The sequence below is a fragment of the Streptomyces sp. NBC_00038 genome, assembly GCF_026343635.1.
Lineage (GTDB): Bacteria > Actinomycetota > Actinomycetes > Streptomycetales > Streptomycetaceae > Streptomyces.
Genome location: NZ_JAPELQ010000001.1, coordinates 3,839,707 through 3,853,485 on the forward strand (window position 1 = coordinate 3,839,707; position 13,779 = coordinate 3,853,485).

14 protein-coding genes and 1 riboswitch are annotated in these 13,779 nt (G+C 71.3%); of the genes, 7 read left to right on the plus strand and 7 right to left on the minus strand.

Features of this window, described 5'->3' with window-relative positions:
• Positions 1-120 precede the first annotated feature (120 nt).
• The 4 genes from OG219_RS17425 (at position 121) to OG219_RS17440 (ending at position 6,158) form a co-directional block, all read left to right on the plus strand.
• Positions 121-1,728, plus strand: coding sequence for a dynamin family protein (locus OG219_RS17425; RefSeq protein WP_266827588.1), 1,608 nt, complete (start codon positions 121-123; stop codon positions 1,726-1,728).
• A gap of 5 nt (positions 1,729-1,733) precedes the next feature.
• The gene (locus OG219_RS17430; protein ID WP_266827590.1) at positions 1,734-3,761 is read left to right on the plus strand and encodes a YfjP family GTPase; all 2,028 of its coding nucleotides are present in this window, start codon (positions 1,734-1,736) and stop codon (positions 3,759-3,761) included.
• 251 nt (positions 3,762-4,012) lie between these two features.
• On the plus strand, positions 4,013-4,459 hold the full coding sequence (locus OG219_RS17435; protein ID WP_266827592.1) for a single-stranded DNA-binding protein: 447 nt from the start codon (positions 4,013-4,015) through the stop codon (positions 4,457-4,459).
• A gap of 286 nt (positions 4,460-4,745) precedes the next feature.
• The gene (locus tag OG219_RS17440) at positions 4,746-6,158 is read left to right on the plus strand and encodes a TQXA domain-containing protein (RefSeq protein ID WP_266827594.1); all 1,413 of its coding nucleotides are present in this window, start codon (positions 4,746-4,748) and stop codon (positions 6,156-6,158) included.
• 165 nt (positions 6,159-6,323) lie between these two features.
• On the opposite strand, the gene OG219_RS17445 is transcribed toward OG219_RS17440, so the two are convergent.
• Positions 6,324-6,683 (minus strand): helix-turn-helix domain-containing protein, encoded by a 360-nt coding sequence (locus OG219_RS17445; RefSeq protein ID WP_266827596.1) that lies wholly within the window; start codon positions 6,681-6,683, stop codon positions 6,324-6,326.
• Between the two features lie 81 nt (positions 6,684-6,764).
• A riboswitch (cobalamin riboswitch) is annotated at positions 6,765-7,019 on the plus strand.
• A 27-nt stretch (positions 7,020-7,046) separates the two neighbouring features.
• On the opposite strand from OG219_RS17445, the gene OG219_RS17450 reads away from it, so the two are divergent.
• The gene (locus OG219_RS17450; protein ID WP_266827598.1) at positions 7,047-8,150 is read left to right on the plus strand and encodes a HoxN/HupN/NixA family nickel/cobalt transporter; all 1,104 of its coding nucleotides are present in this window, start codon (positions 7,047-7,049) and stop codon (positions 8,148-8,150) included.
• 61 nt (positions 8,151-8,211) lie between these two features.
• Here OG219_RS17450 and OG219_RS17455 read toward each other — a convergent pair whose 3' ends face one another.
• Together OG219_RS17455 and OG219_RS17460 are read right to left on the minus strand one after the other, a co-directional pair.
• A complete protein-coding gene (locus OG219_RS17455) occupies positions 8,212-8,955 on the minus strand; it encodes a YcnI family protein (RefSeq protein WP_266827600.1) in 744 nt (247 codons plus the stop codon).
• A gap of 30 nt (positions 8,956-8,985) precedes the next feature.
• Entirely contained in the window at positions 8,986-9,567 is a 582-nt protein-coding gene (locus OG219_RS17460) for a hypothetical protein (protein WP_266827602.1), read from the minus strand.
• 127 nt (positions 9,568-9,694) lie between these two features.
• Between OG219_RS17460 and OG219_RS17465 the strand changes: the two genes are divergently transcribed.
• Positions 9,695-10,654: a D-2-hydroxyacid dehydrogenase family protein gene (locus OG219_RS17465; protein ID WP_266827604.1), complete on the plus strand. Its 960-nt coding sequence runs from the start codon at positions 9,695-9,697 to the stop codon at positions 10,652-10,654.
• 37 nt (positions 10,655-10,691) lie between these two features.
• Here OG219_RS17465 and OG219_RS17470 read toward each other — a convergent pair whose 3' ends face one another.
• A complete protein-coding gene (locus OG219_RS17470; protein ID WP_266827606.1) occupies positions 10,692-11,234 on the minus strand; it encodes a DUF2087 domain-containing protein in 543 nt (180 codons plus the stop codon).
• Between the two features lie 172 nt (positions 11,235-11,406).
• On the opposite strand from OG219_RS17470, the gene OG219_RS17475 reads away from it, so the two are divergent.
• Complete coding sequence (locus OG219_RS17475; RefSeq protein ID WP_266827607.1) at positions 11,407-11,682, plus strand: chaplin; 276 nt, start codon at positions 11,407-11,409, stop codon at positions 11,680-11,682.
• A gap of 108 nt (positions 11,683-11,790) precedes the next feature.
• On the opposite strand, the gene OG219_RS17480 is transcribed toward OG219_RS17475, so the two are convergent.
• From OG219_RS17480 to OG219_RS17490, 3 genes are all read right to left on the minus strand, one after another.
• Positions 11,791-12,657, minus strand: coding sequence for a tyrosinase family protein (locus OG219_RS17480; protein ID WP_266827609.1), 867 nt, complete (start codon positions 12,655-12,657; stop codon positions 11,791-11,793).
• Positions 12,641-13,174: a tyrosinase family oxidase copper chaperone gene (locus tag OG219_RS17485; protein WP_266827611.1), complete on the minus strand. Its 534-nt coding sequence runs from the start codon at positions 13,172-13,174 to the stop codon at positions 12,641-12,643. The genes OG219_RS17480 and OG219_RS17485 overlap by 17 nt, the downstream gene beginning before the upstream one ends.
• Positions 13,175-13,255: 81 nt before the next feature.
• The gene (locus OG219_RS17490; RefSeq protein WP_266827613.1) at positions 13,256-13,774 is read right to left on the minus strand and encodes a hypothetical protein; all 519 of its coding nucleotides are present in this window, start codon (positions 13,772-13,774) and stop codon (positions 13,256-13,258) included.
• Positions 13,775-13,779 lie beyond the last annotated feature (5 nt).

Genomic DNA, 13,779 nt, shown 5'->3' on the forward strand with positions numbered 1-13,779 from the left:
CGGGTGTTGTGCACTCGTTATGCCTGCGCCCCGGTCATCCCTTCCGTCCCGTGTGTCCTGTCGGCGCGCAGACATACCCATATGCTTCAGAAAGACTCCAAAATTGGGCATTCTTCGCATGTGGTGACCTTGGACGTACGGCCTCAGCTGCTCGACGCACTCTCCGCCCTGCGCGACCGTGTCGCCGCCGCACGCTTCCCGCTGCCCCTGGCGGGGGCTCCACGCGCGCGTGCCAACCGCGACGAACTACTCGCACAGCTCGACGACTATTTGGTGCCCCGGTTGAGAGAACCCGAAGCACCCCTTCTCGCCGTCATCGGAGGTTCGACCGGCGCCGGGAAGTCGACGCTGGTCAACTCCCTTGTGGGGCGCCGGGTCAGCGAGGCGGGCGTGCTGCGGCCGACGACCCGCACGCCGGTGCTGGTGTGCCACCCGGAGGACCATCACTGGTTCAGCGGGATGCGGGTACTGCCCGACCTCACGCGCGTGTGGGTGCCCCATCAGGAGCCCGGCGACGACCTGCCCGCGCTCACCGAACGCGGGGAACGGGTGCTGCGGATCGAGACCGCGGACACCCTCCCCCGCGGCCTCGCCCTCCTCGACGCCCCCGACATCGACTCCCTGGTCGCCGACAATCGCGTACTCGCCGCCGAACTGATCTGCTCGGCCGACATCTGGGTCATGGTCACCACTGCCGCCAGGTACGCCGACGCCGTGCCGTGGCACCTGCTGCGTACGGCGAAGGAGCACAAGGCGACCCTGGTCACCGTGCTCGACCGGGTGCCCCACCAGGTGGTGTCCGAGGTCTCGCGGCAGTACGGCGCCCTGCTCGCCAAGGCCGGACTCGGCGAGGTGCCCCGCTTCACCGTGCCCGAGCTGCCCGAATCGGCATGGGGAGGCGGCCTGTTGCCCGCCACCGCCGTCGCCCCGCTGCGTACGTGGCTCACACACCAGGTGGAGGACCCGGGAGCCCGGCACGACGCGATGGCCCGTACCGCCTACGGGGTCCTCGACTCGCTGAAGGCGCGGATGCCCGAACTGGCCAGTGCGGCCGCCGCGCAGTACGCGGCCGCGCTTCGGCTCACCGCGGCCGTCGACGGGGCCTACGACAGCGAGCACGCGCGCGTGAAGGGGCGTTTGCAGGCCGGGGCCGTGCTCTCCGGGGACGCGCTCAAGCGGTGGCGCGCCTATCCGCTCGACTGCACCGCGGGTGAGCTGCTCGACGCGCTGGTCGAGAGCCTGAGCGCGCTGCTGCTGTGCTCCGTGACAGCCGCCGACGAGCGCGTGGACGAGGCATGGCGGCGCGAACCGGCCGCGGGCGCCCCGGGGCTGACCGACCGTGATCCGACGCTGGAGAGCGCCGAGCACAGGATCGGGATGGCCGTACGACGTTGGCGGCGCGTCCTCGAGGAGTACGCCGAGGAGGAGGTGCGCGACCTCGACAGGAGCGTCGCGCAGGACGCGGAGGTGGTCGCCGCACTGGTCGCCACCGCGCTCCTCGGCGGCCGCAGGGCGCGGGCCGCGGGCGAGGGGCTCGCGGAGCGGATCGGGGCGCACAGTGCCCTGCGGCTGCGCGACCGTGGCGGACGCCTGCTCGCCGACTACCTCGACAAGGCCCTGCACACCGAACGCGAACGCCGACTCGCCCCGCTCGACGCACTCGACGTACATCCAGAACCCCAGGCCGAACTCATCGCCGCGCTGTCCGTACTGCAGAAGGAGAGGTGACCGCGGTGACTGCCGTCACTGACCACACGGATCAAGCCGACCGCCCAGACCAGCCCGGGGAGGACCACCTCGAAAACACCTCTCCCGAAGAGGGCACATCCGAGAACGACCTCTCCGGGGACGCACATTCCGAGGACGACGCCGAAGACGAGGCCAAGGACCGGGACAAGGACCAGGACAAGGCCGAGAAGAGCACCGACGACAGCGAGCCCCCCGAAAAGGGGCTTCCCAAGAACACCCCGTCAGAAGGCGTCCACGCGCGCGTGGAGCCTCAGGAAGCAGAGCACGCACGCGTGAAGGACGACGACCCGTCCGCACCCGCGGAGGGCGGCCCCGCCTGGGACGACGGGCTCATCGCGCGGCGCGTGTCCGAGACGGGCATCGCCCAGGCGGCCCCGGTGGAGACCAAACCGGCCGTACAGGCCCCGCCCGCCCCTCTCGCGTACGACGGAGCGCTGCGCTCACGTCTCGACGCGCTGCGAGAGTTGGTGGGACTGTCCCGCACCCGGCTCGACAGCAGGACGCTCGCCGAGGCGGGCCAGGTCCTCGACGAGGCGGCGGCGCGGCGCAGGCTCTCCGGGCAGCACACCGTCGTCGCCATCGCCGGGGCCACCGGGAGCGGCAAGTCGCAGCTCTTCAACGCGCTTGCCGGTGTGGCCATTTCGGAGACCGGTGTACGCAGGCCCACCACCGCGGCACCCATCGCCTGCAGTTGGAGCGACGGCGCGGCGACGCTGATCGACCGGCTCGGCATCCCCGGGCGGCTGCGCAGACGCCCGTTGCAGAGCGCGGAGGCGGAGGCACAACTGCGCGGTCTCGTCCTGGTGGACCTGCCCGACCACGACTCCGCGGCGGTCCAGCACCGCGAACACGTGGACCGCATCCTGGCGCTCGTCGACGCGGTCATCTGGGTCGTGGACCCGGAGAAGTACGCGGACGCGATCATCCATGAGCGCTATCTGCGGCCGATGGCGGGGCACGCGGAGGTCATGTTCGTAGTCCTCAACCAGGTGGACCGGCTGCCCGGCGAGGCCGCCGACCAGGTCCTCGACGATCTGCGGCGGCTCCTCGACGAGGACGGGATCGCGCTCGGCGAGTACGGCGAACCGGGCGCGACCGTGCTCGCGCTCTCGGCGCTCACCGGAGACGGCGTCGGTGAACTGCGCGAATCTCTCGGCCAGTTCGTGGCCGAGCGGGGCGCCGCCGCCCGCCGGATCTCCGCCGACGTGGACGCCGCCGCGGCGCGACTGCGGCCCGTGTACGCGACCGGGCGGCGGACCGGCCTCAGCGAGGAGGCGCGCGACGAGTTCGCGGCCCGGCTCGCGGACGCGGTGGGCGCGGTCGCGGCGGGCGACGCGGCCGAGCGCGCGTGGCGCCGCAACGCCAACCGTGCCTGCGGTACGCCCTGGCTGCGGCTGTGGCGCTGGTACGAGGACCGGCGCGAACCACCGACCGGGCGTCTGCCCGTCCGTGCCCCCGCGGACGAGGAGGCCACGGCACGCCAGCGCGTCGAGCAGGCCGTACGTACGGTGGCGGACCGGGCAGCATACGGGCTCCCCGCGCCCTGGGCGCAGGCGGTGCGCGAGGCCGCCGCACGCGGGGCTCAGGGGCTGCCCGAGGCGCTGGACGAGATGGCGGCGCGCGCCACCACGCCGGTGGGCCGGCCGCCTCGGCCGGGCTGGTGGCCGGTCGCCGTGTTCGCCCAGGCTTCGATGACCGTCCTCCAAGTCATCGGCGGGCTCTGGTTGCTGGGGCAGATCATCGGCGTCACGTCACCGAATCTCGGGGTGCCTGTGCTGCTGATGGTGGCGGGCATCATCGGCGGTCCGGCCGTGGAGTGGAGCAGCAGGCTGGCGGCGCGCGGGCCCGCCAGACGCTACGGGCTCGAAGCGGAACGGCGGCTGCGGGAGGCCGCCGCCGGGTGCGGAAGGGCACGCGTACTCGATCCGGTGGCGGCGGAACTGCTGCGGTACCGGGAGGTTCGGGAGCAGTACGTACGGGTCACGGGGGCGACGTCTGCCTCCGTCGGCTGAACCGAGACCCACTGAACCCAGACCCGCTGAACCGACACCCGCGGAAGCGGCACCCGCTGAAACGCTGAACCGGTACCACCCCGTCGGGTGACGCGATTGTCCACAACCGGCCGGTGGCACACAGCGCTCAGCGGGCCCGGCCCGGCGAAGGCAGTCTGAACTCGCGGCGATCGCAGCGCATGCGGTCGCCGCGAGAGGCGCGAGAGGCGCGAGAGGCGCCACGGACGCATTCGTACGGAGAGGGGTTCGGGATGAACGAGACGATGGTGTGCGCGGTGGGCAACGTGGCGACGCCACCGGTGTACCGGGAGCTGGCCAACGGGGCGTCGGCGAGGTTCCGGCTGGCGGTGACGGCGCGGTACTGGGACCGCGAGAAGAGCGCGTGGACGGACGGACACACCAACTTCTTCACGGTGTGGGCCAATCGAGCGCTCGCCACGAACGTGGGGGCATCGGTGTCGGTGGGCGATCCCGTCATGGTGCAGGGCAGGTTGAAGGTGCGCACCGAGCAGCGCGACGGCCAGAGCTGGACGTCGGCGGACATCGACGCGGTGGCGATCGGCCACGACCTCTCGCGGGGCACGTCGGCGTTCCGACGTGCCTCCAAGGGGGACACCGCATCGACTCCGAGCCCTCAGCCGGAGCCCAGTTGGGAAACGGAGCCACAGACTCAGCCCGAGCCGGCCGGAGTGACGTGATGTCGGAGTCGGAAGCGACCTGACCGAACTGCGGCTTATCGACAAGTACCTTCCGGGCAACCTTCGTGGATTTGTCGATAAGCGCAGCTCACAGGCGTGTTGAGCGATAACGATTCCGAGTCGGATCGGTTATCGGATGACATGACTGGGGAGCGTGGTGCGCCGCGTCCTTAGGATGCCGGACATAGCTCATGGATCACGGGGCTTCTGATTCTGCTGGCTGGACCGTCCCCCCATGTCAACGGGTCCTGCTCGAAGTCAACGGGTCCTGCTCGAAGGGAATTCTGTGCTTTCTTCGTTCTCTGCGTTGTCCGCGCGCAGGCGAGGGGCCGCGCGCCTCGCCGCCGCGGCGTTGGTGTCGGGGCTCGTCGCCGCGGGGGCGATGGCCGCCGCCGGTACGGCCGTCGCCGACGAGACGCCGCAGAACCAGGGTGGCGCGACCGCCACCATAGGCGGCCTGAAGACCTACGGAACCGCCGTGATTCACGACGAGACCGGCGAGGACCAGCAGGTGTCCGCGGGCCTGTTCGAGATGTCCGTCGACAACGGCGGCACTCTGCAGACCTACTGCGTCGACCTCCACAACCCGACACAGAAGGACGCCAAGTACCAGGAGACCTCCTGGAGCGGCACCTCGCTGAACGGCAACGCGGACGCGGGCAAGATCCGCTGGATCCTGCAGAACTCCTATCCGCAGGTCAACAACCTCGTGGCACTGGCCGAGAAGGCCGGAGCGGCCGGTCTCACCGAGCAGGACGCGGCGGCCGGCACCCAGGTGGCCATCTGGCGGTACTCGGACGGCGCCGACGTGGACGCGGTGGACCCGCAGGCGGAGAAGCTCGCGGACTACCTGGAGAAGAGCGCGCAGAACCTGGCGGAGCCCGCGGCCTCACTGACCCTCGACCGGCCCGCGGTCTCCGGCCACGCCGCCGAGAAGCTCGGCCCGGTCACGGTGCACACCAACGCGGAGAGCGTGACGGTGATACCGCCCGCGGACGCGGCCACCAGCGGGGTGAAGATCGTGGACGCGGACGGCAAGGAGGTCACCTCCGCGGCCGACGGCAGCCAGATCTACTTCGACGTGCCCGAGGACAGCCCGGACGGTTCGGCCGCGCTGACCGTGCAGGCGTCGACGACCGTGCCCGTCGGCCGGGCCTTCGCCTCGGAGACCCGCAGCCAGACCCAGATACTCGCCGGCTCCAGCGAGTCGACGGTCTCCGCGACGGCGACCGCCACCTGGGCCGCGGAAGGCGCGATACCCGCGCTGTCCGCCGAGAAGAACTGCGCCAGGGGCGGCGTCGACATCACGGCTGCCAACGCGGGCGACGAGGCGTTCACCTTCGAGCTGGCGGGGATCGAGCACACCATCCCGGCAGGCGAGTCCCGGATGGTGACGGTGACGCTCCAGGAGGACCAGGCGTACGACTTCACGGCCACCGGCGCGAACGGCTTCGAGAAGCGGTTCACCGGCATGCTCGACTGCGAGACGCAGGGCAGCACGAGCGACGTCACGACCCAGACGGCCGGTGAGCCCAGCCCCGCCACGTCGGTGGAAACCTTCAGCGACGGCACCGACCTCGCCGAGACCGGCAGCTCCAGCGCCACCCCGATCATCGGGGGCGTGGCGATCGCCCTCGTCGTGATCGGCGGCGCCGCGCTGGTCTTCGTCAACAAGAAGAACGCACCGGAGCAGCACTGAGCGACACAGCACCTTGGCAACTCAACAGTGAGTGACCGCAGCACGGTGACTTCCTGAGCCCGCGGCCCCGGCCTGCCCCCCAGGCGCCCGGGGCCGCACCCTTTCCAGGAAAGACGGCGCCCCCCAAGGCCCCACAGCCCTACGACCCCAAAGCCCAAGAACCCCTCAACCCTCGTCGGACGCGCAGTGCTCCAGGAGTTCGGCGGTCGGGCCGTCGGTCACCCGGTAGCGCACGACCCGCCCATCCTTGTCACCCTCGACCACCCCAGCGGTACGGAGCAGACGCAGGGCCTGGGACACCGCGGGGTCGTTCATGCCGGTCGCGACGGCGAGGTCGGAGACGGCGAGGGGGCCGGCTCGGTGCAGGGCAAGAAGCAGGGCGAGGCGACGCGGGTCCGCGAGGAGGGAGAAGCGGTCGGCCCAGGCGCGTACATGCCCTGGTTCACCGATGGCGGCGACGGCGTCGCAGACCCGGTGGCCGTCGATGGTCCGGCGATCGGCTCGCTCGGCGGGGACGAGGTGCATGAGGGTCATCCTCGCAGGCACCGCTATGTGATCTTCAATACCTGCGCACCTGTGCAGCTTTGCAGGGGAGACCGGCCACCCCTACGGTTGGTGGGCCGTGGTGTTCGGGAAGACCGGTGACGGCCTCTTCGTCCTCGAAGAGGCCCAGGCCGGAGCGGCCCTCGCCACTGTGATCGGGCCTCGGACCAGGTCCGTACGCGGCGTACTCGTGTACGGACCGGACGGCTTGAGGCGCCCCGTCCCACTTCGGCCACTGGTCGCCTCCCGGCGGCCGGGAAGGCGGGACGGTGCGGACCCCCGTCAGCCAGGAGACCGGCCACGGCATCTCACGAAGTGATCCACGAGGTGCTGGAGCGTGACCCCATGACCCTGCCCACGCAGTCGTCCCCACCCGCCGCCGGATTCCGCTGGCGACGCGAGGACACCGTGCGCACGGCCGTACTTCTGGCAGTGATCGCGGCGCTGCATGTCGTCGCGTTCGGCATCCTGTTCCTGCTCGTGGTGCCGGAGCACTACGAGGTCGGCTCCAAGGCCTTCGGCATCGGCCTGGGCATCACGGCGTACACCCTGGGCATGCGGCATGCCTTCGACGCCGACCACATCGCCGCGATCGACAACACCACCCGAAAGCTGATGGCCGACGGGAAACGGCCGGTGTCGGTGGGCTTCTGGTTCGCGCTGGGGCACTCCAGCGTGGTGGTGCTGCTCGCCGCACTGATCGCCGGAGGCACCCAGTTGGCCGGGCGGATCATGAACGAGGGCTCGAGTACGCACCAGGTGCTCGGGGTGATGGGCACCACGGTCTCCGGGTCGTTCCTCTACCTGATCGCCGCCCTCAACCTCGTCGCGCTCGTCGGCATCCTGCGGGTCTTCAGGGCGATGCGGGCCGGTACGTACGACGAGGCCAAGCTCGAACAGCACCTGGATTCCCGGGGGTTCATGAACCGGATCCTCGGCCGCTTCACCAAGTCCATCACGCGGCCGGGGCAGATGTACCCGCTGGGCTTCCTGTTCGGCCTCGGCTTCGACACCGCCACCGAGGTCACGCTGATGGTGATGGCGGGCAGCGGCGCGGCGGCCGGCCTGCCCTGGTACGCGATCCTGTGCCTGCCGCTGCTGTTCGCGGCGGGGATGAGCCTGTTCGACACGCTGGACGGCACGTTCATGAACTTCGCCTACCAGTGGGCCTTCTCCAACCCGGTGCGCAAGGTGTTCTACAACCTCACCATCACCGGCCTGTCCATCGCGGTGGCCTTCTTCATCGGCACCATCGAGCTGGTGAGCGTCCTGCACGAGAAGCTCGACCTGACCGACTCGGTCACCGGCTGGATCGCGGGGCTCGACCTGGGCAACGTCGGGTACATCATCGTCGGCCTGTTCGTGGCCGTCTGGGCCGCGGCCGTGGCGTACTGGCGGCTGGCCAAGGTGGAACAGCGATGGGCGGTCCGCCCCGCCGAGGGGAGTTGAGACCGGCGGGGCGGCAGCCGCTCACGGACCAGGAGCGGACCAGGTGGGAACTGGAAGCGGACTAGGAGCGGGCACTGCGGGCTCGCACCAGGGCGAAGCCGGCCGCGGCCAGACCGAGGACACCCACGACCAGACCGGCGATCCCCAGGCCGCGAGCAGTCGAATCACTGCTCGCGGTCGAGCTCTCGGCGGCGGGAGCCGAGCCTGAGTCCGAGCCCGAGTCCGAGTCCGACGACGCGGCCTCTTCGGAGTCGGCCGCTGTCTTGGCCGTGAGCGTCAGCACCGGCGCCGGGTTCTCCGGCTCCTCCCCGCCCTGCTCCGCCTCCTCGATCCAGCGGACGACACTGCCGTCCGAGTAGGTCTGCAGTGTCTTGAAGGTCAACTGGTCCGCGTCGTCCGGCAGTTGGCCGAAGGCGACGTTGAAGTCCTGGTACTCGCCGTGGCGGATCCTGCCGCCGGTCCAGGTGATCTCGGAGACGGCTTCGGTGATCGTGCCGTCGTCCGTCTTGACCGGGGTCTTCAGCTTGGTCGTCGTCACCTGCGCGGTCCAGCCCGCCTCCGGGGTGACCAGAACGCCCAGGACCGGATGGTCGGTGGGCAGGTAGACCTGCACCTTCGTGGTGCTGGCGGTGTCCTCCTCGTTGGGGACACGGAAGGTCAGAACGCCGTCCGTGGCGCCCTTGGCGTAGCTCTCGGGGTGAACCGTCACATGGGCGAAGGCCGCGCCCGCGGCCGCCAGGACTCCGGCCGTGGCGAGGCCGGCGACGAGGCCGGCCCGGCGCAGGGTGGTGCGTATCGGGGACATCAGGGAAGCTCCGTACTGGTGGGGGTGGGGTCAGGGCGTGTACACGAGCCCTGCGGGCGGTCCCCGGCGGGAGACGGCGTGCCGCAGCAGCACCTGCCGAAGTGGCCGCGGCTCGGCCGCGTTCCGGCATACGGCGTTCCAGCGCGCCTGGGTGTGGGACGGTCCGGTCCGCACCCGCCACCACGCCGCGAGCCCCGGCACGAGCGTCGCGGCCCGGCGCAGCAGGGACCACAGCGCGGCCTCGCCGCGCCGCAGCCACCAGGTCGCGAGGAGAGCTGCCGCCACGTGTGCGGCGGTGGCGTGGGACGTCATCGCATGCGGGTGCGTCATGTGCGCGCCGTGCATGTTCATCGCCATACGCGGCCGGGTCGCCGCGAACCCGACGTGCAGTCCGGCCTGCGCGGCGAGCATCCCGCCGCCGATCCCGACGAGCGACCGCTCCCGGCCGCTCAGCAGGCTGCCGGCCGCGAAGAGGGCGAGGACCCCGGCACCGTCCGCCCACAACGGCGGCGCCTCTCCCGTCGCCAGCGCGTGTCCCCCGGCGGCCAGCAGCACACACAGCACGGCGAACACCGCCGCGCGCAGGCTCCGTACCGCCAAGGTCGCACTCATGGGTGCCCAGACTGCCATGGGGACCGAGCGGCCGTCGCGGCTTCCGGAGGAGCAGGTTCCCGGGGCCCCGCCCCGGCGCCCTTCCGTCGCTCGGGTAGGGTCCGGTCGAGCCTGGAAGGGACCTGACATGCGACTTCGGTGTGCCGTGCTGGACGACTATCAGGGCGTCGCGACCGAGGTCGCCGACTGGTCGCCCGTCGCGGACGACGTGGAAGTCGTGGGTTTCGCCCGGCACTTCGCCGACGAGGACGCGCTGGCCGCAGCGCTGGCGGACTTCGACATCGTCGTCACCCTGCGGGAGCGGGTGCCGTTCCCCGCGTCGCTGCTGGCCCGGCTGCCCCGCCTGAAGCTGCTGATCGCCTCCGGGATGCGCAACACGGTGATCGACTACGCGGCCGCCGAGGCACAGGGCGTCACCGTGTGCGGCACCCCGAGCGCCTCGACTCCTCCGGTCGAGCTGACCTGGGCGCTCCTGCTCGGCCTCGCCCGGGGCCTCGTCACGGAGAACGAGGCGCTGCGGGCGGGCGGCCCCTGGCAGAGCACCGTCGGCGCCGATCTGCACGGCCGCAGGCTCGGTCTGCTCGGGCTCGGGAAGATCGGCAGCCGGGTGGCGCAGGTGGGCCTCGCGTTCGGCATGCGGGTCGGCGCATGGAGCCGGCACCTCACCAAGGAACGCGCCGACGAGGTCGGGGTGGAACTGGCCGCCTCCAAGGAGGAGTTGCTCGCGAGCAGCGACTTCGTCTCCGTCCATCTGGCGCTCGGCGACCGCACCCGCGGCCTCATCGGCGCCGCCGAGCTGGCCCTGCTCAAGCCGACGGCCTACCTCGTCAACACCTCGCGCGCGGCGATCGTCGACCAGGACGCGCTGCTCACCGCCCTGCACGAGGGCCGGTTCGCCGGAGCGGGCGTCGACGTGTTCGACGTCGAGCCGCTCCCCGCCGACCATCCGATGCGCTCGGCCCCGCGCCTGCTGGCCACCCCGCACCTCGGCTATGTGTCGCGGGCCAACTACGAGGCGTACTACAGCGGCGCGGTCGAGGACATCCAGGCGTTCCTGGCCGGCTCACCGGTACGCCGACTCGGCTGAGCGACACCCGAGTCGGCGTACGGCGAACCCCGCCGCCTCACACCCCCGCGGGCCGCCAGTAGAACCCGTACTGCCGCCGCAGATGTTGAAGGTCCACCAGATACCGCCGCAGCGTCACATGGTCGACCGGCGCGTCCTCGCACCAGGCGCGCAGCTTCTCGTTGACGGTCCGCTCCGGGTACTCGACGCCCGGCTCGAAGGTCCGTTCGGCGATGTGCCGGAGGACAACCAGCTTGCGCTGCCACTGGGCCGGCAGCCGCACCAGGCGCCCGTCGCGTACGAAGGTCCGCAGGACCGCCTCGGTGCGCTCGTCCCCGGAGCCGTGGTTCTCGGCGGCCGGAGTCCGCGCGGAACGGGCGAGTTCCCTGAAGCGGTCGTAGGCGACGCTCAGTACCCCGTCGCCGCCCGCCGCGATCGCGCCCTGGTCCTGGAGCCGTCGCAGCGCCACGGTCGCGTCCTTCGGGGAGAGTCCCGCCTTCTCCATGACTTTCGCGGAGGTGTCCGCACCGAGGGCCACGGCCGCGAAGGCGCGGGCCCGGGTCTCCTCGGCGAACAGGCCGATCAGTTGGTCGGTTGGCATGCCCGGCAGGCTAATCGAGGGCGCACCGCGAGCCGAAGCGATTTTCCTGCGCGTACCGCGATCGAAGAGTGATCGCCCGATGAAACGCCGTGACCAGCGGTGGGTGGGCGCGTTGAAGGGTGAGTGCGGTCGCGGTCGTGCGGTCGCACTCACCAAGTCAAAGGAGAACGTGATGTCTCGCATCGCGAAGGTAGCCGGTGTCGCTCTCGGCACGGGTGCCGTGGTGCTCAGCGGGGCCGGTATGGCCATGGCGGACGCCGGTGCTCAGGCCGAGGCCGTCGGCTCGCCCGGCGTTCTGTCGGGCAACGTCGTCCAGCTCCCGATCCACGTGCCGGTCAACGTGTGCGGGAACACCGTCAGCGTCATCGGTCTGCTGAACCCGGCGTTCGGCAACACCTGCGTGAACACCAGCGACCACGACAAGGGCCACGGCGGCTACGGCGGCTGACCCGACGCGGAACGAGCAGGCCCCCGGCAGTGATCACTGCCGGGGGCCTCGCCGTTCCACCCGAGCCGTTCAGCGACCCGGCAGCCGTTCACGCACAGCGGCGGAGGTTCACGCGTACCGGTAGATCCGGCTGTGGTCCTCCAGCTCGTCCGGCGTCACGCGCCAAGGAGGCATCTCCTCGTGCCGCGCGACGATCCGCCGGTACTGCTCGTTGCCCGCCGCCGGCGGCCGCGCGGGCAGATAGCGCGCGCCGCGGTGCCGCTTCTGCCAGCGGGACCACTGAAGGTCCACGAAGGCGTGGTGCAGCCAGAAGATGGGGTCGTTGACCGAGGCGCCGCCGAGCATGTGCCCGCCGACCCAGCGGTGCACACGGTTGTGGTTGCGCCAGGCCGCGGCCCCGGACCCCGACCCCCACCCTTCGAGCCGGTTGCGGAACCCCTTGGAGGACGTGGAGTTCCAAGGCGCCGTGTCGTAGACGGGGTCGGCCAGAGCGGAGTCCAGCTCACGCTTGGTGGGCAGTTCGATCGGGGCCTGCGGGCGGCCGAACTCGCGGGTGAGGAACTCCCCGTCGGTCACCGCCTCCCTGATCCGCCACTTGCCGTGCGCGTAGGCGAAGGGCCCGGTCATGACCTGCCGGTCGGAACGCCGCCCGTTCCCTCCGAGCAGGTCCTGCGTCCACGGCGCGGACGACGGCGTACGGTCCCGCGTCCAGTCCCAGTACGGCACGCTCACCCCGGAGTCCACGCGGCGCAGGGCCCGTTCCAGGTCCAGCAGGAACCGCCGGTGCCAGGGCAGGAAGGAGGGAGCCATGTGGGCCGTACGCAGTCCGCCGTCGCCGTCCGAGACGTAGTACTCGATGTGCGTGCGGACGAACTCGTCGTACTCGCCCCTGCGTTTGACCTCCAGCATCGCGCCGACGAAGCGACGCCGCTCCGCTCGCGTCAGTGTGCTGACGTTCTTACGGGTGTACACCATGGGCGTGACCACTCCCCTCCGCGTCGCTCTCCTCCGCGACCGTGCCGCGCAGTTGCTCCGAGGGGCCCAGTTCGTCGACGGCCGCGCGGGCCGCGGCGAGCGCCGTCGGATACGACCGGTAGTGGTCCACCATGCTCAGATAGGTGCCGTCCGCGCGGCGCATCAGGTGCAGCGGCCGGCCGTCCACGGTGACCTGCCACTCACCGCCGCCGCCCGCGGCGCGGCCGCCCGTATCGGTCTTCGCACCGAGAAGGTGGCGGCCTCGGTACATCTCGTTGAACGGAGAGTCCTCGGAGCCGGCGGGCCGAGGAGGGTTCGGAGGCCGTGAGGCCGCGACAACCGGGGTCAGCGCGACGGCGACGGCCGACGCAAGCAGGCCGCGCACGACGTCCCGCCGGGTCCCGCGCCGGGCGGCCACCGGGCGGCCCGGTTCCCCCGGACTCGCCGGAGCGACCGGCTCCACCGCCCTCACCGACACCGCGCTCGACACTCTGCTCGGCACTCTGTTGACGAACATGGTTCTCTCCTTGCCGGATCAGTCGCGGAATGGTGCGGGCGGCAGCCCGGGCCGGGTGCCCGGGCCTCGCCCGTATGACCGTTACGCCCCCGCCCCCATGACCACGTTCGCCCCGGGCACCGTCTGCAGCAGCGGTGTGAGTACGGCGACCTGAGGCAGCTTCGGCTCCGGCAGGCCGAAGTTGTCCGGGTTCGGCGGGGTGAGCGGGGTGTCCACGGACAGCCCGGGCGTCAGCGTGTGGAGATCGGCCGCGGGCGCTCCGACTCCGAGGTGGTCGAAGCCGTCCCCGAGGACATGCGGAAGGGGCGTGCGTACGTCCGCCCCGGGCAGCCCGGCACTGACCGGCAGCTGCGGGAGAGCCCGGTCGGGGAGCAGCCGACCCTCGACGTACCGGGGGCCGTCGGGGCTGCCCGGCATGGGTACCGGCAGCTGCCCGGTGATCTTGGGCGTCTGCAGGTTGAGGGCCCTCTCCACACCGTCCAGCGGTACGGGGACGGGTACCGTCTCGGCCGCGACGGCGGGGGCCGCGGCGGCGGCACCCACCGCTGCCGCGACGCCGGTCAGGACAGCGGCAAGAGTTCCTCGAGTGGTCGGCTTCATTTCAG